At 48.1% G+C, this 25826-nt stretch carries 22 protein-coding genes; 5 read left to right on the top strand and 17 right to left on the bottom strand.

Going from position 1 to position 25826, the window contains the following annotated elements:
- Positions 1 to 13: 13 nt before the first annotated feature.
- The 6 genes from E4663_RS16060 to E4663_RS16035 form a co-directional block, all read right to left on the bottom strand.
- Positions 14 to 1966 (bottom strand): beta-galactosidase, encoded by a 1953-nt coding sequence (locus tag E4663_RS16060; protein ID WP_135328359.1) that lies wholly within the window; start codon positions 1964 to 1966, stop codon positions 14 to 16.
- Positions 1967 to 2914: an aldose epimerase family protein gene (locus tag E4663_RS16055; protein ID WP_135328358.1), complete on the bottom strand. Its 948-nt coding sequence runs from the start codon at positions 2912 to 2914 to the stop codon at positions 1967 to 1969.
- 20 nt (positions 2915 to 2934) lie between these two features.
- Complete coding sequence (locus E4663_RS16050) at positions 2935 to 5148, bottom strand: alpha-galactosidase (protein ID WP_135328357.1); 2214 nt, start codon at positions 5146 to 5148, stop codon at positions 2935 to 2937.
- Between the two features lie 15 nt (positions 5149 to 5163).
- The gene (locus tag E4663_RS16045; RefSeq protein ID WP_135328356.1) at positions 5164 to 5973 is read right to left on the bottom strand and encodes a carbohydrate ABC transporter permease; all 810 of its coding nucleotides are present in this window, start codon (positions 5971 to 5973) and stop codon (positions 5164 to 5166) included.
- A 14-nt stretch (positions 5974 to 5987) separates the two neighbouring features.
- Positions 5988 to 6899 (bottom strand): carbohydrate ABC transporter permease, encoded by a 912-nt coding sequence (locus E4663_RS16040; RefSeq protein WP_421803884.1) that lies wholly within the window; start codon positions 6897 to 6899, stop codon positions 5988 to 5990.
- Between the two features lie 345 nt (positions 6900 to 7244).
- The gene (locus E4663_RS16035) at positions 7245 to 8555 is read right to left on the bottom strand and encodes an ABC transporter substrate-binding protein (protein WP_135328407.1); all 1311 of its coding nucleotides are present in this window, start codon (positions 8553 to 8555) and stop codon (positions 7245 to 7247) included.
- A gap of 243 nt (positions 8556 to 8798) precedes the next feature.
- Between E4663_RS16035 and E4663_RS16030 the strand changes: the two genes are divergently transcribed.
- On the top strand, positions 8799 to 10016 hold the full coding sequence (locus E4663_RS16030) for an ROK family transcriptional regulator (protein ID WP_135328354.1): 1218 nt from the start codon (positions 8799 to 8801) through the stop codon (positions 10014 to 10016).
- 65 nt (positions 10017 to 10081) lie between these two features.
- Here the strand turns inward: E4663_RS16030 and E4663_RS16025 are convergent, their stop codons facing one another.
- Together E4663_RS16025 and E4663_RS16020 are read right to left on the bottom strand one after the other, a co-directional pair.
- Positions 10082 to 10975, bottom strand: a complete 894-nt coding sequence (locus E4663_RS16025) for an ROK family protein (protein WP_135328353.1) — start codon at positions 10973 to 10975, stop codon at positions 10082 to 10084.
- The gene (locus E4663_RS16020) at positions 10953 to 11387 is read right to left on the bottom strand and encodes a hypothetical protein (protein ID WP_135328352.1); all 435 of its coding nucleotides are present in this window, start codon (positions 11385 to 11387) and stop codon (positions 10953 to 10955) included. The genes E4663_RS16025 and E4663_RS16020 overlap by 23 nt, the downstream gene beginning before the upstream one ends.
- A 141-nt stretch (positions 11388 to 11528) precedes the next feature.
- Between E4663_RS16020 and E4663_RS16015 the strand changes: the two genes are divergently transcribed.
- Complete coding sequence (locus E4663_RS16015) at positions 11529 to 12890, top strand: TrkH family potassium uptake protein (protein WP_135328351.1); 1362 nt, start codon at positions 11529 to 11531, stop codon at positions 12888 to 12890.
- A 611-nt stretch (positions 12891 to 13501) separates the two neighbouring features.
- Here the strand turns inward: E4663_RS16015 and clpP are convergent.
- The 8 genes from clpP to E4663_RS19850 form a co-directional block, all read right to left on the bottom strand.
- Entirely contained in the window at positions 13502 to 14077 is a 576-nt protein-coding gene (gene clpP / locus E4663_RS16010; RefSeq protein ID WP_135328350.1) for an ATP-dependent Clp endopeptidase proteolytic subunit ClpP, read from the bottom strand.
- A gap of 17 nt (positions 14078 to 14094) precedes the next feature.
- Positions 14095 to 14697, bottom strand: a complete 603-nt coding sequence (locus E4663_RS16005) for a sigma factor-like helix-turn-helix DNA-binding protein (RefSeq protein ID WP_135328349.1) — start codon at positions 14695 to 14697, stop codon at positions 14095 to 14097.
- A gap of 169 nt (positions 14698 to 14866) precedes the next feature.
- Positions 14867 to 17251 carry an immune inhibitor A domain-containing protein gene (locus tag E4663_RS16000; protein ID WP_135328348.1) on the bottom strand — a complete coding sequence of 795 codons (2385 nt, stop codon included), beginning with the start codon at positions 17249 to 17251 and terminating at the stop codon, positions 14867 to 14869.
- A 319-nt stretch (positions 17252 to 17570) separates the two neighbouring features.
- Entirely contained in the window at positions 17571 to 18539 is a 969-nt protein-coding gene (locus E4663_RS15995; protein ID WP_135328347.1) for a sugar phosphate isomerase/epimerase family protein, read from the bottom strand.
- A 16-nt stretch (positions 18540 to 18555) separates the two neighbouring features.
- Entirely contained in the window at positions 18556 to 19584 is a 1029-nt protein-coding gene (locus E4663_RS15990; RefSeq protein WP_079477987.1) for a Gfo/Idh/MocA family protein, read from the bottom strand.
- Positions 19581 to 20621, bottom strand: a complete 1041-nt coding sequence (locus E4663_RS15985; RefSeq protein ID WP_135328346.1) for a Gfo/Idh/MocA family protein — start codon at positions 20619 to 20621, stop codon at positions 19581 to 19583. The genes E4663_RS15990 and E4663_RS15985 overlap by 4 nt, the downstream gene beginning before the upstream one ends.
- 14 nt (positions 20622 to 20635) lie before the next feature.
- Positions 20636 to 21355, bottom strand: a complete 720-nt coding sequence (locus E4663_RS15980) for a ThuA domain-containing protein (protein ID WP_135328345.1) — start codon at positions 21353 to 21355, stop codon at positions 20636 to 20638.
- 182 nt (positions 21356 to 21537) lie between these two features.
- Entirely contained in the window at positions 21538 to 21693 is a 156-nt protein-coding gene (locus E4663_RS19850) for a hypothetical protein (RefSeq protein WP_158290518.1), read from the bottom strand.
- A 199-nt stretch (positions 21694 to 21892) separates the two neighbouring features.
- Between E4663_RS19850 and E4663_RS15975 the strand changes: the two genes are divergently transcribed.
- On the top strand, positions 21893 to 22636 hold the full coding sequence (locus tag E4663_RS15975) for a sugar phosphate isomerase/epimerase family protein (protein ID WP_135328344.1): 744 nt from the start codon (positions 21893 to 21895) through the stop codon (positions 22634 to 22636).
- 336 nt (positions 22637 to 22972) lie between these two features.
- On the opposite strand, the gene E4663_RS15970 is transcribed toward E4663_RS15975, so the two are convergent.
- A complete protein-coding gene (locus E4663_RS15970; protein WP_079477983.1) occupies positions 22973 to 23278 on the bottom strand; it encodes an XRE family transcriptional regulator in 306 nt (101 codons plus the stop codon).
- Between the two features lie 92 nt (positions 23279 to 23370).
- On the opposite strand from E4663_RS15970, the gene E4663_RS15965 reads away from it, so the two are divergent.
- Positions 23371 to 24090, top strand: coding sequence for a CBS domain-containing protein (locus E4663_RS15965; RefSeq protein WP_135328343.1), 720 nt, complete (start codon positions 23371 to 23373; stop codon positions 24088 to 24090).
- The gene (locus E4663_RS15960) at positions 24083 to 25807 is read left to right on the top strand and encodes an ABC transporter ATP-binding protein (RefSeq protein WP_135328342.1); all 1725 of its coding nucleotides are present in this window, start codon (positions 24083 to 24085) and stop codon (positions 25805 to 25807) included. The genes E4663_RS15965 and E4663_RS15960 overlap by 8 nt, the downstream gene beginning before the upstream one ends.
- Positions 25808 to 25826 lie beyond the last annotated feature (19 nt).

Here is a 25826-nt window from a genome sequence, read left to right as displayed (position 1 = left end):
GGATATGAACGAGCTATGGCTTCATGATTTTACTTTCGTACGGGTCGAGGTTCTCGTTGTAGAACGTCTTCACTTGATCGGTGTGGTTCATTACGAACAAGTAATCCTCTCCGTTCACGCTGCGGTGGTAAACTTCCACTCCGTCATCCGATTCGATCGTGTCGATGCCGTGCGATTGCAATACGTTTTCTGCAATCAAATCGAGCGCCGCTTCGTCGAGACCTCCGCCGATGTAGAAGACGCGCCCCTTCCCGAACTGGTTCTCCGTGACGGCTGCGTATTTTTGATAAAAGGAATCGGAGTACTGATACAGGACTTCGGCAGACTCTGGCACAAGAAGGTCTCTCCAGACGGACATGTTGGCAGGAACTTCTGCAAACTCCCCGTGCCCTTTCAGCGGCAAGGCATGTTCATTCGTCAAGGACTCGATTTCTTCCACTCGCGCTCCGACAAGGTCCCGCACAGGTCCTGGGAGTACGTGGCCGAGTCGCAAGTTGTTCGTCTTATCTTTCAATCCGGCACGGAAGGAGAAGATGACCGTTCCACCTTGTTCCGCAAAGGTACGCAGTCGATCCGCTAACGCTTCGTCCAGCACCAGCATGACCGGAACGACGACTACTTTGTATTTTTCCAGTGGACGATCTGCCGGAATCACGTCTAGATGGATATTCTTTTTATAAAAAGGACGGTACAACCGCAGCAGTTCTTCGTTGAAATCAAAGTCTTTACTCTGGATCTGGGAGCGCCATGACCAAATGTTGTCGTAGTCATACAGCACCGCGACGTCGGATGTAATCTCAGAATCTAACAGTTCGCTGTGAGACTGGATTTCGTTGAATACCGACTGCACTTCGTGGTACTTGCGTCCGTACACGTTGTCGTGGTCGACGACGCCATAACAGAATTGTTCCGCGCCTTTTGTCATCCCGCGCCAACGGAAATACAGCATATTCGAGCACCCGTGCGCGAAGGCTTGATAGGACCACATTTTCGCCTGGTTCGGTCTCGGCAAGTAACCGATGACGTCATGCCCTTGGGCGCCCATCAATTCTTCGACGATCCAGTAATTCTGGTTGAGCAGTCCGCGGTTGAAGTCGTGCGTCATCGCGATTGCTTCTGGAGGAATCGGCTTCTCGAGCCCTCCCCATACCGGGTAGTTATCGTAAGAGACATAGTCCATCACTTGGACGTTATCGGCATGGTCGAACCATTTATCGAAAAATCCGCCCGAGACGTTCGTCGTCACAGACTGGTGGTTGCCTTTGAATTCACGTACGATTGCCGTCATTTCGTGGGTGAAGCGGTTCACGGAAACTGAACGGAAGCGTGCCCATTCGAGCTTCAGGCTCGGGTTGTGCGTCGTTACCGTCGGCTTCGGCACCGGGATTTCCGAGAAGTCATTGTACGTCTGCCCCCAGAAAATCGTCCCCCACTCTTCGTTCAGCGCATCGACTGATCGATATTTTTCTTCCAAGTAGGAGTGGAAAGCAGCCTGGCATTGGTCGCAATAACATTGGTCACTGCCTTCGTGTCCGAACTCGTTATCGATCTGCCAGGAGACGATCGCTTCTTCTTCTGCATACTGCTGGACGAGCTTCAACGTGATCCGTCCTGCATATTCCCGGTACACTTCCGAGTTGAAGCAGTACTGTCGGCGTCCTCCAAAGACGCGCTTGTTGCCATATTCGTCCTCGGCTAAGATCGAAGGATTCTCTTTCGCCAGCCAGGCTGGGAACGTCGCTGTCGGGGTTCCGAACATGACGTGCATGCCTTTTTGCTTAATCTTTTCAATCGCTCCGTCAAAGAAGGAAAAGTCGAATTTGCCTTCTTCGGGCTCCATCAAGTGCCAAGCGAATTCCCCGATCCGCACCATGTTGGCTCCTAACCCTTTGATTCCTTCCAAGTCTTCCTCGATCATCGCTTTCGGCCAATGTTCTGGATAGTAATCTACACCTAAATAGGTCATTTATGCCCCTCCAAACTCCATAGTAAATGTCCATTCATACGTGCCATGTGCGGGAATGTTGGAACACTTCCCAATTTTATTCGCGACGTAGACATCATCAAACAGACCGGTGCACGGTTCTAATGCCACGTTGTATTCGCCGCGGTAACCGCCTCTTGTTTTCCAAACGCCTAAGTAAGGTACTTTTTCGTGTGGGAAGTGGTACGTCAACTTTTTACCGATTTCCGGCTGGACGAGGGAACACCATCCTTCTTTCAACCGCTCAGCGAAGTACACTTTTTCTATCGTCCCGTCTTCTAGAGGTTGAAGCTTCGACAAGTCGATGTCTTCTTGTGAAGAGAGAGACTGTGTAAGTGGATAAGCATGCTGCTTGCCCCAGGTCCCGAGGTGACGGGTTCCTTGCTCGACGTTGATGACGTTATCCAAATGAGCCGGCACTTCGATACGCGAATCGTCACGTAGACGAAGAAGCGCGTGAGGCGTCCAGATGAACGGAAACTCCTTCTCACTGTGGTTCGTCGCCTCATACTCGATGTGGATCCCATTTTCCGTAAGGCTCAACTTCTTGTGCAGCGTGTATGGAAAAACAGCACTCTTCACTTGTAAATGCAGTGCCCCCGCTTGTTCGGTAAACTCCCATGGCATTGCCCATACTTCGCCGTGGTCCGGGATGATGTGAGGCCAAGTCGGATGAGGTCCTTGATCGATTCCTGGGAACATTTCATCGAACCCACTGGAGTCGTAAGCAGAGAAATCGGCACCATAAGGCGGGATCTCTAACCCTCGCTCAGACTGGAACAACCATTCATAATCCGCTTGTTTATCATAAAGACTGACCATCTTCCCTCCATATGATGGAAGGAGGATGCATCTGACAGCATCGTTTTCGATACAGACCGCATCGATTCCTTGAAAGGTGACGTGTTTAGAACTCGGTGTATGGATCATATGTCTTCTCCCTTCTGTCCTCACTGATTACTGACTTTTCTTATCCACCAAACCTGCGATTGATCGTCTCCACCACGGTCTGCACCGTTATGGTTCGCCCCGTTGAACTCAGTACCGAGCGGAAGCCCACGGCGCATCAATTCATCGCCGCCGTACCGCTTGCCATTCACTTCGTACTCGGCCTCCGCTTCCAATCCAGCAAGTTGGAGCGCTTGATTCGACTTCGGATTAGGACGGAAATTCGGCTTATACCAAGCAACCACTCCGCTTCCTTTCGATTCGTCAAACACCATCCAAGCCGTTTCTTCTCCGTCAAAAGGACTCGCAAGCCTTGTGAATGTACCGTGCTGGATAAGTGGCTGGGTGTTTTTATACTGCTCGATCTGTTTTCCGACTTGTTCCTTTTCTTCTTTTGTTAAAGCGGAAGGATCGAGTTCGTAACCGAATGTTCCGAAGTACGCGACATCCGCTCGGAAGGAAAAAGGAGTTTCCCTCAGCGTCTGGTGATTCGGAACGGCGGAAACGTGCGAACCCATCGTAGTCAAAGGATACGCGATGGACGTTCCATACTGGATCTTCAGCCGTTCCACGGCATCTGTGTTATCACTCGTCCAGGCTTGCGGGGCGTAATGCATCATCCCTAAATCGAAACGACCGCCACCACCAGCGCATGATTCGAATAGAACATGCGGATAGGCTTTCGTAAGACGATCATACAATGCATAAACACCTAGTATATAACGGTGGAAGAATTCCCCTTGATTCGTTAGGTGAGAAGAAATCGGCTCCGTGATGTTCCGGTTCATATCCCACTTGATATAGTCGAGATCCGCTTCTTCGATGATCGTACTCATACGATCATACAAGTAATCGACAACTTCCTGGTTGGAAAAGTCGAGCACTTGCTGATTCCGTCCGAGCGTCTGGTGACTCGCTGTGGCGCCTACTACCCAATCGGGATGAGCCGTAATCAACTCACTCTCCGGGCTGATCATTTCCGGTTCGAACCAGAGCCCGAACTTCATCCCCTTGTTCTTCACTTGGCTGGCAAGCTTTCCGATCCCATTCGGCAGCTTCCGCTTATCAACGAACCAGTCTCCTAAAGAGGTCGTATCGTCATCTCTTTTTCCGAACCATCCATCATCTAAGACGAACAGTTCGATTCCGAGCTGCTTCGCTTCTGTTGCGAATGCCTCCAATTTTTCTTCATTGAAATCGAAGTACGTCGCTTCCCAGTTGTTGACCAATACCGGACGTTCCGCTGTCCTCCAACGTTCCTGGATCAGGTGATAATGCACCCACTGATGGATGGACTGGCTGAGCCCGTTCAACCCTTCGTTGGAATACGTCAGCACTGCTTCTGGAGATTGGAAATACTCATTCTCTTGAAGCTTCCAGGAAAAACGAGTGGGATGGATCCCGACTTGGAGCCTAGTCGTCCGGTAATGATCCACCTCAGCCTGAGCTTGGAAGTTTCCGCTATAAACGAAATGGACTCCAATCACTTCCCCGTTGTGTTCCGTCGTCTCCGGCCGCTTCAAGGCAAGGAAAGGATTGTGCTGATGGGAACTTGCGCCCCGCTGGCTAGCAATCTGTTGCGTCCCTTCTGCTAATCTATGAACGGCAAGGTGGCGCTCACGAGCCCAAGCCCCTGTAAGGTGCACCATATCAAACTCGGAGTCTGGTAAATCGAGATTAAGAGAAGCGACCTTCTGGATGGTCACTTCTCCTTCTCCAACGTTTACGACACGCAAGCTTCTCGTTATCACCGGCACGTCTTGGAATAGGGTGTAGCTCAATTCCACTTTGACACCTGATTGATCATCTTTCAGTGTGACGATGAGTGTTTTCGCTTTTTCAGAATCAGCATGTCCTGCCGGAAGCCCTTCTAATGAAGGCTTCCCTTCTAGGATGTGGTGTGTTTCATACGACAGATCAGATATCACTTCACCGGACGGTCCTTCGAGGAGCAATGCGGCGTCCCTGAAGTCCCCTTTTCCATAAAGCGGGAGTTCCTGCTTGACCGTTTCTAAAGAAAAGCCAGGTCTCCCTTCATAAGGGTGAGTTGTATTCGGCACGACATTGTCATACGTCTGGAAGTGGCTGTAGTCCCTTCCTTGCTTGAGAGATTCCCCGTAATACAAGTGGCCGAGCTGGCCATTCGGCATCACGTGGAAAATGTAGCTGATCTGTCCATTCGATAAGTGGAACTGTCCGTTCTCGACTGTAATCATCTTGACTCCTCCTCTCTATTCCTTCACCGATCCGCCTAGGATACCGGAGATGAACTGCTTCTGTAATAGAAGGAAGAAAATCATGATCGGCAGCGTCGACAGCGTCGTACCCATCATCACTTGTCCGTAGTCGATACGGGACATCCCGACAAGACTGGAAAGTGCGACCGGCATCGTGTACATGTCCTGAGACTGCAATACAACGAGCGGCCAGATGAAGTTATTCCACTGGAACATGAACAAGAAGATCGCAACAGCGGCAAGCGCTGGTCGCATGACCGGAAGTACGATGCGGAAGAAGATATGGAATTCTCCAGCTCCATCAACACGTGCTGCTTCAAGGAGCGAATCCGGAATCGACTGCATGTTCTGCCTCATTAGGAAAATCGCGAACGGATACGCGACTTGCGGCAGGATGACCGCTTGGAACGTATTCAACCAATCTACTTTCGAGAAGATCTCGAACAATGGAATCAATGTAACGTGATACGGAATCATGATCGCAACAAGTAATAGGAAGAAGATCTGGTTTCTTCCTTTGAACTGGAACTTCGCAAACGCGTAACCAGCCGCCGTACAAATTAAAGCAGACAAGACGGTGAAGGTCAGCGTGATGAACAATGAGTTCCCGAGCACGCGGATGATGCCTACATTTTCATTCAGATTCGTGAAGTTCTCCCAACCGTGTGTACCTGGGAAGAAGTTAGGCGGAACTTTGAAAATTTCTCCGGACGGGTTCGTCGCCCCGACAAACATCCAATAGAACGGAAAGACGGAGACAATTACGCCAACGAATAGAAAGATATAGAGTAGTGTTTTTTTCATTGGACTCATTTGCTTCATTTGTCTTCACCTGCCCATTTCATTTGTGCCCAAGATAGGACGCCGATGATCAATACTAAGACGTATGCAATTGCGGATGCATATCCGAAATCAAAGTAGCGGAAACCATTTTCATATAAGTAAAGGGTGATTGTAAGTGTCGAGTTGTTCGGTCCGCCCTCTGTCAAAATGTAAGGCTCGTCGAACAGTTGCAGCGTTCCGATTGTGGATAAGACGAACGTGAATAAGAAGATCGGCTTCAGCTGTGGAATCGTAATGTAGAAGAATTGACGGAGCTTACTCGCACCGTCCATCTCTGCTGCTTCATAAAGGGAACCAGGGATGTTCTGAAGACCGGCCAGGAAGATAACCATGTTATAACCCGTCCATCTCCAAGTGATGGCAACCATCAAAGCAACCTTCGCCCAGAATGGGTCGGACAGCCAAGCGATCGGTTCAACGCCGACAATCGATAGTAAGTAGTTGACCAAACCGTAGTTCTCATCAAGCATGATCATAAAGATGATCGAAGAAGCAACGAGTGCAGTAATCGCCGGCATGAAGAAAGCTACTCGGAAGAAGCTCTTCATCTTGACGAACTGCGAGTTCAACGCCACTGCAATCACGACAGCCAAGAATAGCTGGATCGGAACTTGGATGATTAAGATGAGGAACGTATTCCCAAGGGATTTGTAGAATAGAGGATCCTGGAACAGTCGAGTATAGTTTTCTAAGAAGACAAATTCATAATCTGATCCTACTCGTGTTTGGAAACTTAATAATAAAGACGAAATGACTGGATACACGGTAAAGATCAAGAAAAACAATACAGCCGGCAGAATGAAGATATACGGGACTGTCTTCGGTGTAATCCACTTCTTCGGGCGCTTTCGTTTTTCCTTCGCCTTGACCTGTGATCCTCCTTGCACATTGCTCTGACTCAAAGAAATCGACCTCCTTAATGATGGTTCGCCTATCAAAATATAAGCGCTTTCAAAATAGGTTACTTTATTAATTAATTTAATTAACTATAGAATAACATAGAAGTACGTGCTTGTGGGTCGAAATCTCAAAAAATTCGAAACCTTTTTATGTAGGTGGAATGTGGGCTTTCTTATCCTTTATTGATGCGCTGTTGCGGGGGGATTTTGTTTGGGGACGGTTCTCGTGTTTTGTTAAAACACGAGAACCGTCCCCAACTCAAATGCATAACTCAAATCATAAAAAGAGGACTCATTAATAATGAGCCCTCTTCCGATCGATCACGTATGGACTTAGTTAGCCGTACGTTCTGTTTCACCTTCTAGTTTTTCCGCAGCGTCTTGGACAGCTGTCTCAATATCTACACCATCAAGCAAGATTGTTGCTTGTGTATCCGACATTGTATCGAATGCACGGGCGTAGTCAGACGTGTAATTTGCTACAGGAATATCAGCCACTTCTTCTGCGAAGAGCTTCCATACTTTCTGGTTCGCGAAGAATTCAGACTCTTGGTCGAAGTAGTCTTCTTCGTATGTTGTATTAAGAGATGGGAAGATCCCCTTCTCTTTCAGCGCTGTCATTTGAGGGTCCACTTCTGTTGTGAAGTACTCGACGAACGCATATGCTGTTGATTGATTCTCAGAAGAGGATGGGATTACTAGATCGGAACCACCTAAGTTGGCAGCACGGTTTCCACCTTCTTCAAAGGCCGGCAAGTAGAATACTCCCCAGTCTCCGCTTTGGTCAGGAGCTTGGTCCATGATTGTTCCAGAGTACCAAACGCCGAATGGGACTGTTGCAACTTCGCCGTTAACTGTAGCGGATACGACACCGTTCCAGCCATCGTTGTTCAAAATCAAATCATCTTCATTCAATTGTTTGATGACTTCGAATGCTTTCTTGGATTCTTCAGAAGTAACGTCGATGTTACCTTCTTCATCAAAGTAGTAAGCACCTTGTTGGTTCAACATCATACGGTATAGCGCATCATCTTTTGCGATGTCGACCGGTACCATTTTCGTGCCTGTTTTCTCTTTGATTGTTTTACCAGCTTCGATGTAATCATCCCATGTTTTAATATCATCCGGATTTACGCCAGCTTCTTCAAAGATGTCTGTACGGTAGAAGACACCAGCGGGTCCGACATCCCATGGTGCTGCAAAGAATTCACCGTCTTGGTTCTGTGTAACAGACTGTTTATACTCACCGAATTTGTCGGCATGTTCGTCATAACCCATTTCAGATAAGTTCGTTAAAGCATCTGGGAATTGTTCCTGGTAGTTCGCAAGTCGATCCGATTCGACCATGACGACGTCAGGTAATCCATTCCCTCCGGAAGCAAGTCCTACAGTAAGTTTTTCATAAACGTCCAGACGACCGATATCCTCGACCTTCACTTCTACATCTGGATACTCTTCTTTAAATCCATCTACTGCAAGTTCCATTGACTGAGCGGCAACGTTCCAACCCCAAACAGTAATTTCGCCAGAAGGCTCTCCATCAGAACCTTCTCCTGTCGCTTCATCTCCGCCGTCCCCAGAACATGCGGCAAGTAGACCGACGACGAATATAGCCATAAGTAAACCTTTGAACCATGCTTTCATCAACAACAGCTCCCCCTTTTGATAGCGTTTTCAAAACTTAATAAAATAAATTAACTAACTTACTACTAACCTAGCATAAGCAACTTGAAATGAAAAGTCTTTTTTTCAGAATTTAATAAATTTTTCTAGAGGACGATATAAATGGATATAATTAGAAGCGAATTCAACGCAACTTAATAAAATAAATTTAATAAGGGTACAAATGTGTTATGATAGCGCTAACAGAAATATGGAGGAGATCGTATGAGCACAAAATACAAACGTGGCAGCTTTCAATTGATGAAATCGATGAACCGTTCCACGATCTTGAACATGATCCGTGAAGAAGGTCCGATCTCCCGGGCTGACATAGCAAAGGAAACGAAACTCACCCCTCCCACCGTCAGCAACATCGTGAAAGAGTTGATTTCCACTCAGTTTGTAGTGGAGACGACCCAAGGAATGTCCAAAGGTGGCCGGAAACCGACGCTGCTTGAAATCAATGCCGAACAGTTCTTCACGATCGGCGTCGATGTGGGGACAACGCAGATGAAGTTCGTCATTACGAACCTCTTCGGAGAAATTAGAGAGTTCACAACACTCGAAATCCCTCCCTACCCGGCTCATGAAGATATCCTTTCGATTATGAAGCAAGGGATCCACCACTTGATCAAGACGAATAAAGAAAGCTTCGATAAATTTCTTGGCATCGGCGTCGGTATGCACGGTATCGTAGACCCGGAAGAAGGACGTTCCTTATTCGCACCTGCCTTCCAGCTGAATGATATTCCGATCAAAGAAGTGCTGGAGTCGGAGTTCGATATGATTGTAAAAGTTGAGAATGATGCGCGTGCGATGACGCTCGGAGAGTACTGGTTCGGACACGGTAACGATGCGGACAACATGTTAGGCGTCAACGTCGGGAACGGAATCGGTGCTGGATTGATGGTAAAAGGACGACTCTTCCACGGAGAACATAATTTAGCGGGAGAGATCGGGCATATCACAATCGATTTGTCGGGTCCGAAGTGTACATGCGGCAACTATGGATGCCTGCAGACACTCGCAGCCGGCCCCGCGATTGCTGAACGCGCTAAAAAAGAATTGAAAGCAGGTCGTGCTTCGTTGATCCATGACCTTGTTGACGGAGATTTTGAAAAAGTGGACGGGTGTATGGTGTATGAAGCAGCGACGCAGCAAGATGCGTTCAGCATCGAACTCTTGAATCAGACAGGAAGATATTTAGGGATCGGCCTCACGAACCTGATTCATACGATCAACCCGAAACGGATGATCATCGGTGGAGGTGTTTCCGGCGCGGGACGTTTCTTGATGGATGGAATTGAGGAGACGATTCAGTCGCGTGGATTGACGGATAAGGCGAAAGAAACGTCGATTGTGCTTTCGAAACTAGGGGAGCATGCTTCTGCGATTGGTGCTTGTGTATTGGTGCTCGAGGAGTTCTTTATAAGACAAGACTGACCTTCTCCCATAGATTTTTTCATATAAAAAGAACCGAACATCATAGTGTTCGGTTCTTTCATTTTTTATTGTTGTGGCAGCAAGGCTGCGCCGATGACTCCTGCTTCTCCGCTGAGTGCGGCGGGCTTCAGGTTGATGTGTGGTACAAGTCCCGGATATAGATAGTCTTCCAGCCGGTCACGAAGAGGCACCCAGATCAGCTCCCCTGCATTCATGACGCCACCTCCGAGGACAAAGACGTCTGGATTGACGATGTGCGTGATATTTGCAATTCCCATTGCTAGATATTCGATTGCTTCATCCACGATACGCTGCGCTTTTTCATCGCCTTGGCTCACTAAGGAGAAGACATCTTCCGCTCCACCATAACTTCCGAAATGTTCGTGAAAACGCTCGGCCATCGCCGTTCCACTGGAGTAGCTCTCTAGCGCTCCTTTGTTCAAGTTGCTGTACTGGTAACCATGTGGGTTGAGGATCATGTTGCCGATCTCCCCAGCATAGCCCTGTACTCCGTTCAACACTTTTCCGTTCAGGACGAGGCCACCGCCTACCCCTGTACTGACCGTAATATAAAAGACACTTTCGTACCCTTCGCCACTACCAAAGCGTGCTTCTGCCAAGGCAGCTGCGTTGGCGTCGTTATTCAACTGGACGGGAACGTCGAAATGATCGGCGAAGTGTTTCACAATTGGCACCTCATCCCATCCCGGCAAGTTCGGGGGATCGAGGATGACGCCGCGTGTCGGATCGAGCGGTCCCGGTGCTCCGATGCCGATTCCTTCAATTTCCTTTCCTTCTGAGATGGATTCCACCATGCGGATCATTTTTTCTATCGTATAGCGCGAGCCTTGTTCTGCTTCCGTCGCCTCCTGCATTATTTCTTCCACTTCCCCATTTTCTGTCACAGAAGCGACCCTCACATTGGTTCCACCTAAATCAATTCCGATATGTACGCCCATTTCTTCTGCTCCTCCTTCCTGTTTTCTTCCGTTTTCTCCTTCTCGACCATTCGATGATTCCTTTAATGATAAAGTAGACTATGCAAAATGCTAGAAACCCGAGGATTCCGGCGACGGCGTCGTTGAACTCCATATTGCCGCTCCCTTTTATCTTCTGTTGGATCTCAAGCGCGAATACAGCAACGAGTACAATCGCTAAGCTGAACAGGAATGACATGGCGGTGATGCTGTACCTTGCTAAGAAGTGGAATATGACATCCACTACCAATAGGCCGATGACTCCGAGAATCCCGACGATCCAGAAGTGCAGCTCCTTATCAGTCAGCCCCCATCCCAGGGAATCAGACAGCTCCCACAGCATGTCATGCCAGAAATCTACAAACTCTGATAGTAAAAAAATCGTTTCCTTCATCATATTCCCCTTTTTCTCTGTATAATTCTTCCCTTACAACCAATTCCCCATCTTCCATCCTATTTCCTTCTTTGCAGTTGTCAATAAGTCTCATTCACTATACAATCAATCCATACCGTATTTAATGTAAGGAGTTTCAAAATGGATGTGAATAAGCAGTGGAATCGATGGTTCAACCAATTATCTCCTTTTCAAATCATTGTAGCATTCTATGCATCAGCGGCCGTCATATCGACGATTCTGCTGAACTTGCCGTTTTTACATAAAGAAGGAATGAGCTTGTCATTCCTGGATAGTCTCTTCACCGCCGTGAGCGCTATCAGTGTAACGGGGCTTACCGTAGTCTCGACCGCGGATACGTTCAACACCGGCGGATATTTCGTCCTGATGTTCATCCTCCAATTCGGAGGAATCGGCGTCATGACACTAGGTACCTTCATTTGGCTTTTACTCGGTCAGAAAATCGGGTTGAAACGACGACAGCTGATCAAGACCGACCAAAACCGGAGCACGTTTGCCGGAATGGTCAAGTTGATCCGCCAAATCCTACTGATCATCGTCATCATTGAAATCATCGGCGCACTTATTCTCGGAGTCTATTTCACCCAATACTTTCCGACGATTGGGGAAGCGTTTGTCCAAGGAGCCTTCGCATCAGTCAGTGCGACGACGAACGCCGGGTTCGATATTACAGGGTCATCGCTTGTTATGTTCCAAGAGGATTATTTTGTCCAGTTCATCAATATCTTGCTGCTGACACTCGGTGCGATCGGATTCCCGGTACTTATCGAAGTGAAGGATTACATGACGAAGAAGCCAAAGGATTTCTTCCGGTTTTCCCTATTTGCAAAAGTGACCTCAGTGACGTTCGCTGCACTAATTGTAGCGGGTACGGTCCTGATCTATTTGTTCGACCGGACTCATTTCTTCGCAGGCAAAACGTGGCACGAATCCTTCTTCTATGCATTCTTCCAATCGGTTACGACGAGGAACGGCGGACTTGCCACGATGGACGTGAGCGAATTCACACCAGCGACACTTCTGGTTATCTGTGTACTCATGTTCATCGGGGCTTCGCCTAGTAGTGTAGGTGGAGGTATTCGGACAACGACGTTCGCCATAACGGCTCTTACCATTTTGGCTTACGCGCGCGGGAAACGGAATGTACGCGTCTTTGCTCGAGAGATTCATGAAGACGATATTTTCCGTTCGTTCATCGTCATCAGTACTGCCATTTCCATCACGGGATGCTCGATTATTTTGCTCAGCTTGTTCGAGCCCCAGTTCGAATTGCTGCCGATCATTTTCGAAGCCTGTTCCGCATTTGGGACGACTGGCTTATCGATGGGCATCACCCCTGATTTACATGCGGGTGGTAAGCTGATCATCATTGGTCTCATGTTCATCGGTCGGATTGGGATCTTCTCGTTCTTGTTCATCTTAAGAGGGCGTGGCGTGAAGGATAGTTATCATTATCCGAAGGAGTCGATGATTATCGGCTAGTATTCATTAATTAGATAAGGACCTTCCTATGGGAGGTCCTTATTTTTTTTGGCAGGGGCGTGGCTCTCTCTGCCTTTTTCGTTCTTTATTTTGATCGAAAAGGAAGCTATAAGGCTCCTATCTGACTTTTTGGGATTCATAGGGCGTGAAAATGTCAGATAGGACGGCTTTCTCTGCCCTTTTGAACGATTTGACGATTCGAAAGGGAAGCTAGCGCCCGGCTCTCTGCCCTTTCAAGGCTGATCATCACCCGAAACGTCGGAGAGACGGAAGATAGATTGTTCCCGCCGGTGAGCTGGTATCTTCCAGCCCTTACTCTCTCTGCCTTTTTCCATCCTCTTTTTGATCAAAAAGCAAGCTATAAGACGCCTATCTGACTTTTTCCGATTCAAAAGGCGTGAAAATGTAAGAGAGGACGGCTTTCTCTGCCCTTTTCATCTATTTGACTATACAAAAGGGAAACTAGCGCCCAGCTCTCTGCCCTTTCAAGGCACTTCATCCACAGAAACGGCAGAGAGACCAAGCCCCCCATAACGCCAGAACCGTCCCCAAATAAAATTCCAAACCAAAACCCGCACATACTCTTCTGTACATGCGGGTTTGTCATAGACTCATTTAATGATTTGATCGATAACACCGTAGGCTAGGGCTTCTTCGGCATCCATGAAGTAGTCGCGCTCCATGTCGTGTTTGACCTTTTCTTCTGGTTGTCCCGTCCAATCTGCGATCATCCGGTTCAGGCGGGATTTCAATTTCAATATGCGGCGAGCGGATATGTCGATGTCGGTCGCCTGGCCTTTGGCGCCGCCTAAGGGTTGGTGTATCATCAATTCGCTGTTGGGGAGTGCATACCTCTTCCCCTTCTCCCCCGCCATCAACAATACGGCACCGAACGAGGCTGCCATTCCTGTACAAATGGTCCTGACGTCAGGCTGGATATGATTCATCGTATCCAAAATGGCGAAGCCGGCGCTGGTCGACCCTCCTGGGCTGTTGATGTAGAGCGAGATGTCTTTTTCCGGATCATCGGCAGACAAGAAGAGCAGCTGCGCAACGATGGCGTTGGCTATTTGATCGTTGATTTCATCTCCGAGAATCACAATCCGGTCTTTCAATAAGCGGGAGAAGATATCGTAAGAACGTTCTCCGCCTTTTGATTGTTCGATTACGTAAGGTATTGTCGCCATGATAGACCTCCATCATCCTACGCGGCTAGGCACATAGGAGAGAAGGATGTCGATTTTGAAAGGGAAGGAAATAGGTGCAGCTTCGGTAACTCGTCGAATAATTCGGTCGGATCATTTTCTTGTAATGCTTTGACCAACATCCGCTCCAGTGTTTCTTTCACCTCAGGTTCGATTGGGTCGATAGAACGGATCTCCGGCTGGTTCAACCTTCTCCTCGCCCGGTGAAGTAACGCTTTGACCGATTCATCACTCATCTGGAACATCGATGCGAGTTCTTTCGTCTGGTAATGGAAGGACTCTTTCAGAAAAAAGAGCACGGCCTGTTTCTCCGTCAGTTGTGACAAAAGTTGATCCACGACCTCTTCGTAATATTCCAGTCCGGATAGATCACGCTCCTCCGGAAGTTGATCAACCAACCACTCTCGGCTTCGTTTCCGCATGATATCAATCCAGCCGTTTTTCATCATCTGTTTGTACAGTGCCACATTCTCTTGGTCGCCGTACTTTTCCAATGATTTAGCAGCCGCTTCCTGAACGAGGTCATCCGCATCCCAACCGTTCTTCGTCACCCATCGTCCGAACTTATTCAACTCTTCTACCTGCTGTTTTGTGAAACTCATCTTCCTCCTCCTTTCTCATCCTCTCACACCTTAAACGAATGAAGGCTGTAAAAAGATATGGGGTCTCCTACTTTTTTATGAAAAAATTCTGCTCATCCGATTTCTACTTACCTTCATCATACCCTATTCATGAAAAAACCCCTCACATAACGTGAGGGGTTCAGACTTCTTATTTGTAGATTAATACTTCACCGACTGTGCGGTCTTTACTTTGTCCACTGACACGGAACTTCAATCCGTATTCCGGAACGTTACGTCCAGCGTCTACTAGACCTGGGTTGGAGTAATCAGCACTGTCATCGAACAGTGGATTACGTTTAGTGAAGTTATCTTTCAGCGTCGTTCCAAGAAGATCACGGTAATCTAGGAACATCTTCTCAGACTTATCCAAGCTGAATGCAGCGTCGTGCACTTGGTAACGAGTAGAAGCTACAGAACCGTCGCTCCACTTGTTCACGCGCTGGTCTGCATCCACAACTCCGACGAAACCGTCACCAGGGTGGATTCCTGTCCAGTTCTCGGAGTACTGCTTGTCGACATACCAGACAACTAATCCATCATCGAATGTCATCAGGCTGTCCCCACGGCGGATGTTTGCTAGTCCTTCATCGACACCGTTGTGGCTTCTCCATTCAAGCAGGTAGTAGTGGTCAGAACGCTTGATTCCGTCTGTCTTCGTGAATCCTTGAAGATCGAACTTGGCATCGCCTTCTACATCGTCAAACACGACTCCTTCTCCATCTACTACGATGGATAGGTCGTCTGCATAGAGACCAGGATTGGAAACAGCTGTGTCCGTTACGTACTCGATCGCAACTTCGACTTCTTGACCTGCATAAGCAGAAAGGTCGAAGGATGCATCAATCCAGCCATCAGAGCTTCCGGTAATTCCGTTACCTAGGTTGGAATCGTTCGGGTTTTCGTTTGTCGTGATATCGCTCGCAACCGGCTCACCATTGACGGTTACATAAGCGTAATCCCAATCTTTCTCGATATCGTACCAAGCTTTGAAATTGAATTCAGCGCTTGTAGCATTTGTTAGATCAACTGTTTTTGTTAATTTGTTACTCAGATCATTATCACTTCCAGAGAAGTACTCATAGTCTCCACTTGCAGGAGTGTTGATCACGGTTTCTTTCTGTGGCAAGTTCACTTTGACGACGTCATTGTTGGTACCTTTCGTATTCGCTTCGTCCAGCAAGAACTTCATGCCTTTGCCATTTACATCTTCAAGATCGATTTCTGATCCGGATAACCAGTTCCCTTTCGTTCCTTCGTTATCAACAACAGCGGATTCTTGAAGCATTTCTTTCATGTACGGGCTGAACCCTGTCGGCATTGATCCTGGGACATCACCGGCCCAGCTTCCGCTCGCCATGATCGACCAGTAGCTTACTGGTTCACCTTCCCCAGTGTACTGTGTATCATATTCATCTGGAAGACCAAGGTCGTGACCGAATTCGTGCGCCATGACACCAACCGCACCATCTTCTGGTTCGATTGTGTAGTCATAAGCAGCCATTGAACCGCCCCAATAACCGACGGTTGCTTCCGTACCGGAGATCGGAGTAACGCCACCTAGGTTCCAACGGTGGGACCAAATTGCGTCCGATCCTAGAGAACCACCACCAGCTTCTTCGCCGACACCAGAGTGGATAACCATCAAGTGGTCAACAAGACCGTCTGGCTCAAGGTAGTCTCCATCGCCATCCAGGTCGTAACGATCCCACTGGTCATAATCACCAATGTTTACATTCGGATCATTTGCAGCAGCTGCTAGTGCTTCTTTTACCAGGCCACGTGCGTTGACGTCACTGCCGTCCGGTTGTGGATCGTTTGCACCGTATGCAGCGGCAGGTTTACTAGCTGTGTACCAGCCAGCAACTTCCCCTTCGACGGAATAACTTCCGCCTGATTGCTGTTCATAGTACTGTTTCATAGATACATAGGTTTCACCGTCTGGACCTGTCCAGCCGCCTGTGCCGAACAACATGTCCTGATAGTGCTCGCGGGAGTATGCATCGTCTCCCTCATAGTGCATATCCGTCTCACTCGCATCTAGAGAATTATGTGGTTTATCCGGATAATCGACGAGCAAGACAAGTACTTTATCTGTTCTCATCTCTCCGTCATATGCTTCTTCTTCGACTGAATCTGGTTTTGAAGCTTTACCGAGCTTGTTCCCTTTTCCTTTGGTCAAGCTGTCGGTGCCCTTCATTTCCTTCTTCAGTTTCGCTTTTGTTTCTTTTTCTTCATCTTCTAATTCGCCAGCATCTTTCTGAGCGGACTCCATTTTCGATTGCATGAATTCCTGCAATTCTTCCTGAGCTTCTTCAGGTGAAGCGTTCTTGGCGATATCTCCGCTCTTCTTCAGCATTTCAATGAGTCGATCATCGTTCGCAATCGCTGCATCAAACGGCATGCCTACGTGCGATTTATGTACGCTCGGCTCGTGTTTCGGCGTATCGGGCAACTCTAGAGCACTCGTGCTCACAGGGCCAACGGCAAGTGCAAGCGCTAAAGCAGAAGTAATGATTTTACCTGTCTTTTTCATCAAAAGACTCCTTCCATTGATACTATTTTTTAACCTACATTTACTAATCTATCAAACTTTTACAATTAATCAACGCGAATGTTGTAATATTCAGAAAAATAAGAGAAAAAGACTATCCATCGGAAGGAATGGGTTTTTGTCGACAATATAAAGGGTAAATATGTAAATTTATTGCAGTTAAATACATCTAATGTAGACATTTTGTCATTTTTTACACTGGATCATTGTGGGTATTTAGATGTATACCCACCCGTTTCCTTCCTCTTTTTTCGACAAAAAAATCATCCCTTTCCTCTAGTAGGAAAGGGATGATTGGTTATTACGCCCACCACATCTCTGTGGCTGGTTCTTCTATAAGGACAGACTTCAGATTCTTCACTGCCTGGTTGAAACCCTCGTTGATCGACATGATCGGATCTTCGTGTTCGATACTGACTACGTAATCGTATCCGTAGGTTCTTAGGGCACTGATGATATTCGACCACTCTTCCATACCGTGTCCGTATCCTACAGAACGGAACGTCCAAGCTCTTGTCTTCACGTTTCCGTATGGCTGCATGTCGGTCAGGCCGTACATGTTCACATTCTCTTGATCGATGTACGTGTCTTTTGCGTGGAAGTGGTGAATGGCATCGGCTGTGCCTAGGATTTTGATCGCAGCAACGGGATCGATTCCCTGCCACCATAAGTGACTCGGATCCAAATTCGCCCCGATTGCATCATTCGTCGCTTCGCGAAGCTTCAGCATCGTGTAAGGGGTATGGACTAAGAAGCCGGCATGGAGTTCAAGACCTACCTTCACGTTGTGTGCTTTGGCAAACTCGCCTTGCTCTTTCCAGTAAGGAATCAATTTCTCATTCCACTGCCATTCGAGCGCATCGGAGTATTCTGGTGGCCACGGTGTTACCGGCCAGTTCGGAGACTGATCGGATTCGTTCCCACCAGGTGTACCGGAGAATGTATTGACGACTGGAACGCCCATCAAACTCGCAAGCTTGACCGTTTTGACGAAGGCTACGTGCGACTCTTCAGCAAATTGCTTATCTGGTGAGATCGGATTGCCGTGGCAGCTGAATGCGCTTATCGTCAAGCCGCGCTCCTCTACTTTATCTAAGTATTCTTTACGCATTTCTTCACTCTCTAACAGTTCGTCGACTTTACAGTGCGCATCTCCTGGATACCCTCCTGTACCGATTTCGACTGCTTTCAAACCGGATTCTTTCGCACGATCCAGCATATCTTCGAATGATTTATCGGAAAATAGTACAGCAAATACTCCTAGTTTCATAGAATCTCCTCCTCCATTATAATCGTACGCTTGTACCTGTTTCACTGCTCTTGTATATTGCCTCGATCAACTGACTTACTTTGAGCGCTTGCTCCGGCTTGACGACGAGTTCTTCCTTGCCGAGGCAGCTGTTCACAAAGTTTTCTGCCTGGACGAGGCCGGCTTCTTGTTCGCCGCCCTTCACTTGAGCCGTCTGGTCGAATAAAGCACCGTACTTCGCTTGATAAAGTTCAAACGGATAGACGCTGAGTCCCCCGTCCACCCCTGAGATCGTCAGAGTCGTATGGTCTTCTTTGATATTGGCAGCCCATGAGCATTCGAACTGCATCGAGGAACCATCCTCGAACGTGATGTAGCTTGTTACATGGTCGTCGACATTGAACGTTTCATGATCGAAAGCTCCCCAGTCGTTGACTTGGCCTGGGATCTTACTTAAACGGTCATACGTTTTGCCGATGACTTCTACCGGTTTTGGATCGTCCAACAACCAAAGGGAAAGGTCCAATAAGTGGCAGCCGAAATCGATCAAGCTTCCTCCACCTTGAAGATCCTTGTTCGTGAATACTCCCCAGCCTGGTACTTTGCGGCGGCGCATCGCTTGAACCCTTGTTACGAGAGGATCTCCGACTTCCTGCATTGCCTGCTTTGCGAGCTTTCCTTCCGCAGTATGACGATAATGGTAGGCAATCGAAAGCAAGCGGTCGTTTTTCTCTGCCGCTTCGAGCATCGCTTCACACTCTTCCGTCGTCATTGCCATCGGTTTTTCACAAAGGACGTGGACTCCTGCTTCGAGTGCTGCAACCGTAATGTCAGCATGGAATTTGTTCGGCGTACAAATGGTGACGGCGTCTACTTTTTCAAAGAGGTCCTGATACTGCTCAAAAGCATGTGGGACAGCGAATTTCTCTGCTACTTCTTGAGCACGGGTCAGATTGACATCTTGGACAGCCGTTACTTCGACGTTCTCCATTTGTTTGAAGGCAGGGAGGTGCCTCGCTTGGGCAATCCCCCCTACTCCGATGACGCCCATTCGGAGCTTACTCATTTGGTCACGTTCTCCAATTTACTGATCTGTCCCGTTTCCCCTGAGCGGAGTGCAGCTAGAATGACATCGAGTGATTTCATACCTTCTTCTCCTGTTACCAGCGGTTGTTTATCCTGGAGAACGCTGTCTACGAAGTGGTCAATGACGTGGGAGTTGCTTTGTCCACCATCGTCGTTGGATTGGATCTTGCCTAGTTGATAGTTGACGACATCCCCGTTCGTATACTGGGCAATGAGGGAATACTCTGGGTCGTCTTCTAGACGCAATGTACCTTTTTCTCCGTAAATGATCGTCGAGTTGTCTTCACTCGGCTTGTACGCCCAGCTTGCGGCCATCGTACCGACGATTCCGCTCTCGGAACGTAGGATGCATACGGCGTTGTCATCGACAGTGATATCAGACTTCGCGTTATTTTCTACAAAACCGGCTACATCTACGAATTCCTGTCCCAGGATGTAACGAAGTAGGTCGGCCTTATGTACGCCGAGGTCACCCATCGCTCCGATGAAGGCTTTTTCCTTCTTGAAGAACCAGCTGTTTGCTCCGTCGGCACTCCAGCCTTCCGGTCCGCCGTGTCCGAATGCTGTGCGGAAGCTGTACACTTTCCCAATTGCGCCGGACTCGATCAATTCTTTTGCTTTCTGGTGGGATGGAACGAAACGTTGGTTATGCGCAATCATCAACTTCTTGCCGCTGATCTCTGCTGCTTCAATCATCTGCTCCGCTTCTAAACGGGAAGTGGCCATCGGTTTTTCACAGAGGACGTGGGCACCTGCGTTGAGCGCTGCAATCGACACTGGCGCGTGCAGGTAGTTCGGCAGGCAGACACTGACGACGTCGACATTTTCTTTGGCAAGTAATTCTTCGTAGCTTGTGTATGCTTTCGCGCCGTACTGCTTAGCAACCTTTTCTACACGTTCTTCTACTAAGTCGCAAACGGCTGTAATCTCTACGTTCTCATTTGCATTGTATTCCAGTAAGTGACGATGCTGAGCGATACTTCCACAACCAATAACGGCTACTTGTAATGTTGACATGTTTCCCACTCCTCTTATTTTTTAGTGATGGTTTCAAGTGGCTGTGCATTTCCATAGATCGGTGTCGGTGTTTCGTTGTTGACGGCCCACTTCACACCGTTCTTGATGACTTTCTGCACTTCTTTGTGATAATACGTCGGGTACGTTTCGTGTCCCGGACGGAAGTAGAAAATCTTCCCGCGGCCGCGGCGGAATGTCGCTCCGCTTCGGAATACTTCTCCACCTTCGAACCAGCTGACAAACAGCAATTCGTCCGGTGCCGGAATATCGAAGTGCTCTCCGTACATCTCTTCTTTTTCGATATCGATGTACTCACCTAAGCCTTCCGTGATCGGATGAGTCGGGTCCACTACCCAAATGCGTTCTTTGTCATCCGCTTCGCGCCATTTCAAGTCGCAGGATGTGCCCATCAATTTCTTGAACGGCTTCGAGAAGTGAGCGGAGTGCAAGACGACAAGGCCCATGCCATCGAGAACGCGCTGCTTCACTTTTTCTGCGACTTCTTCGCTTACTTCATCGTGCGCTTTGTGTCCCCACCAGACGAGTACATCCGTTTCATTAAGTACTTCATCTGTTAGACCGTGCTCCTCTTCATCAAGGGTAGCTGTCTTCACTGTCGGGTGGTCCTCTCCGAGAAATTCAGCGATTGCACCGTGGATTCCTTCTGGATAAATATCAGCCACTACGTCGTTCTCTTTTTCATGTCTGAATTCATTCCAAACTAAGACGTTCATAAGTATCTGCTCCTTCCAACTACCTTTCTTTGAAATCGATTTCAAAACGATATAAAAAAAGGAGTTTCATTCCTGGGTTATGTTTGTGAATGCGTTTACAATAGAGGTCAAAAAATAAGCACCGAAGTGCAATAATTATGTAAATCGTAACATTGTTTCAGTTTTTATACAATAAAAACAAATCAATTCATCATCGTTTCTTCATAGCAAGAATAGCACAGCTCTGCAATCGTTGTTTCCCCTTCATCAACCACCATCAAGTCCTCTCTCGATAACGGTGTGCGGCACTTCCAGCAGTAGGCTTCGGTTTCTTTAATCCTCTGTAAGATATCCTCCATCATCCGTTCCCTCCTTTGTTTTTTTCCATTATAGAACGGATCGCTACTCTGGTCTAATAATGAAAAATACATTATAGATGCCCTCTCTCGTCGAAAAGAACCGAATCTCCAGAGCATTCATCCATTTCCTGAAGGGTTATCGTTCGAAAAATGAAAATATTGTTATATAATGGGGCAAATAGATAAAGGAGCTGAGAACATGAGTACAACACCTGTAGCAGCACAATTGTACACGTTACGAAATGAAACAGCAGAAGATTTCAAAGGTACATTGAAACAAGTCGCGGACCTTGGTTTCGACGGTGTCGAGTTCGCCGGATTCGGTGGTCATTCAGCGGAAGAAGTCAAAGCAATGCTTGATGAGTTCGGATTGAAAGCGGCCTCCAGTCACGTTCCTTTGACTGATTTGAAAGAACGTTTGGATGATGTCATCCGTGATCAGAAGACGATTGGCAGTTCTTATATTGTATGCCCTTACATAGAGGACCGCTCGGAAGAGGATTATGAGGCGTTGATCAAAGATTTAGCTGTTGCAGCGGCAAAATGCGAGCAGGCTGGTCTGACGCTTTGCTACCACAACCATGACTTTGAACTAGAGAAGTTATCGAATGGCAAAACCGCACTGCAAACGATTTTCGAAGAAGTACCAACACTTCAGACGGAGTTCGATGTGTACTGGCTTCAAAAAGCGGACGAAAATCCGGTTGAATGGTTGGACAGCTACTCGGACCGCTCCCCTCTCGTTCATATGAAAGACATGACGACCGATGACGAACAGTTCTTCGCGGAACTCGGTACGGGCGGTGTCGATGTCGACCGCGTCTGGGAGAAAGGAGAAGAGGTCGGCGTGAAATGGTTCATCGTCGAACAAGACGAAAGCCGTCGCACACCGATCGAGAGCTTAGAAATCAGCATGAATTACGTGAAGAATAATCTGAAATAGTTTGGGGACAGGGCATTCGTCCCACTTGGCTGGGAAACGGAAAGATCGTCCTTCTTCATGAATACTGAATCGCAAAAGGCGAAGTCCCTATTCGGACTTCGCCTTTTGCGTATGGTCGAGCATCGCACTATAAATTGAATAGTTCTCAGAGGTTCATGCTCTTATGATAGAGGTGTTGGAGAAACGGGGAGACTCCTACGGGAGCATAATACAGCGTGAGACCCCACAACGACCGTAGGGAGTGAGGAGGCTCACCGGAAGCCCGCGGAAAGCGAGTCGTTTCTCCAACACCGCCTCACAACACCCATTAAGTACATTCGGCACTCTAGGGACAGATTACCTGTCCCCTTGTCTCCATTCCTCGAACTCTATATATTCGCGGAGCCATTGTTTGGAGATTCCGGCTTGTTGGGCGGCTCGGGCGAGTTCTATCCATTCTTCGTCGGTTTCACCGTAGAGTAGCTTTAAAATCGAGACGTTGAGTTCGTCGGAGATCTTCTGCAGGAATTGGATCGAAGGGTTGGTTTTGACGTTTCGTTCGATCGAGCTGAGATAGGATTTGGCGACTTCTGCTCGAGCTGCTAGTTCCGATAAGGAGAGTTGTCGTTCTTGTCTATATTCTTTGATGCGTGTTCCGAGCATTGTTTCACCCTCTTTCCTCTATAAGTGTAGCATATTGATGTGTAGTTAAGCACAAGTCAGATATAATAAGAAGTAAGATAGGAGTGATACGAATGGCTGATGTTGTAGAACGGTTCGAGGTGGCGTTTAACCAAATTCACCAGCACCTCAAAGAACTGAATGGATTTCCGAAAAACGATAACTTCGTCGAGCTGTTGCAGCATTCGAAGTTGAAACATAGTGTCATACGCATCTATTTCGACAAGTTGAAGCAGTATGCCAAACTGAGAAATGCGATCGTCCATGAGCGGATCGATGAAGAATACTATATTGCGACGCCTCATTTAGACGTCGTGGAGGATCTTGAACGTATTAAACGAACGCTTGATCAACCGCCTCAAGCGCTTGATTTCGCCACGAGACCTGTCCTTTATTTCAAAACCGACACGGACTTGACTCATATTCTCGAAGCGTTCGAAAAGCACCCGATCTCACAGTTTCCGATTTACGGGGACAAATTCGAGTTCAAAGGGCTCCTCACCAACGACCTGATCGTCAGGTGGATGTCGCGTTCGCATGAGCACGGCAGTCTAAGACTCGAGGGTGTGAAAAGTATCGACGTTTTAAAAGAAGAGGACATGCCGAACGTCCAGTTCTTGAAATCTGACCGCACGGTTTACGACCTAGAGGAGCGTTTCGAGGACAGTTTACAGAACAACCAAAAGTTGAAGGCCGTCATCTTGACTGAAAACGGCGAAGCAGACGAAACGCCGGTCGGCATCGTAACGACGTGGGATTTGATCAAGGTTGATAGGAGAGATCCCGATGAGTGATGAAAAACGGAATATTCGGCAGTTCTTCTCGTTCATCAAAGGAGGACTACCCGCCAAATGGCTCGTCTTTGTTGCGATTGCGCTCAGCCTGATCGAAACAGCGGCGAGCCTCGTCGTGCCTCTCTTCACCCGGAACCTCGTCGACCAATTATCAGCCGGGGATCTGAGCGGTGGCGTCATTGCTTTTCTGATCGCGACCTTTGTCATACAAACGATTTCGAGCGGATTCTCCTACTACATCCTCGCCTACATCGGCGAGTCGATCGTAGCCTTTATACGTCGCCAACTGTGGGAGCGAATATTGCGTCTGCCTGTCAGCTATTTTGATGAACACGAGTCCGGGGAAACGATGAGCCGGATTACGCAAGATACGAATACGGTAAAAGCACTGATTACCAATCACCTCGTCTCCTTTTTGACAGGAATCATCAGTATAATCGGTGCCGTAATTATCTTATTGACTATCGACTGGCGGATGACGATCATCATGCTTGTTGCCGTACCGGTGGCGTTTATCGTCGTCATTCCACTCGGCCGGATGATGTATCGCATTTCGAAAAAGATGCAGGATGAAATGGCCGACTTCAGTGCCAACCTCGGTCGTGTCTTATCTGAAATCCGACTCGTCAAAGCATCGAATGCGGAAAATGCAGAAGAGCGAAAAGGAACAAACGGCATCCGCGAACTGTTTACATATGGACTGAAAGAAGCCCGCATCCAAGCGGTCATCTCCCCTTTCATGACGACGATCATCATGGTCGTCCTCGTCGTTCTGATTGGGTACGGAGGCGTCCGCGTCGCATCCGGGGCTCTAAGCGCAGGTTCGCTTGTCGCGATCATCATTTATATGTTCCAAATCGTCGTCCCGTTCAGCCAGATGGCGACGTTCCTGACCGCTTTCCAGAAAGCGATGGGCGCAACCGAACGGATCCAATACTTGTTGGGACGCGACACCGAAGCAGACAAGCAGCCTCATGCTTTTGAAAAAGGAAGCCTCCGCTTCGAAGATGTGTCGTTCGGCTATCAAGCAGACGCACCGATCTTAAAGAACGTATCGTTCTCCGTGAATCCGGGCGAGACAGTTGCGTTCGTCGGGCCTAGCGGAGCAGGAAAGACAACGATTTTCTCACTGATCGAACGGTTTTACTCGCCTTCTGAAGGAACGATCACGATGGCTGGAACGCCTCTAGAAAAAGTCAGTCTGAGTGACTGGCGGCAGTCGATCGGCTACGTATCGCAAGAAAGCCCGATCATGGCAGGAACGATCCGTGACAACATTGTCTACGGACTGGATCAGGAGATTTCCGAATTACAGATGGAAGCAGCACTCCGTCAGGCGAATGCACACGACTTTGTAATGGCACTGCCAGAGCAAATGGACACCACCGTCGGCGAACGAGGTGTGAAATTATCCGGTGGACAGAGGCAGCGGATCGCTATCGCACGAGCATTATTGCGAGACCCTGCCATTCTCTTATTGGATGAAGCGACCTCGAACCTTGATTCCGAGTCGGAAGCTGCGGTCCAGGATGCATTGAAGACGCTGATGGAAGGCCGGACCACCTTCATCATCGCCCACCGCCTGTCGACTGTCGTAGAAGCAGACAAGATGATTGTCATCGAAGCGGGCCGTGTAACTGGTCAAGGGCCTCATGAAGAATTGTATCGCTCGAACGCCACCTACCAGCAGCTAGTCAATCAGCAGATGATCTCGTGAGTAGGGACGTGGGGTCAGG

It is taken from the genome of Halobacillus salinus (assembly GCF_004684905.1).
In the GTDB taxonomy this organism is placed as follows: Bacteria; Bacillota; Bacilli; order Bacillales; family Halobacillaceae; genus Halobacillus; species Halobacillus salinus.
This window is presented reverse-complemented; position numbering and strand designations above follow the sequence as displayed.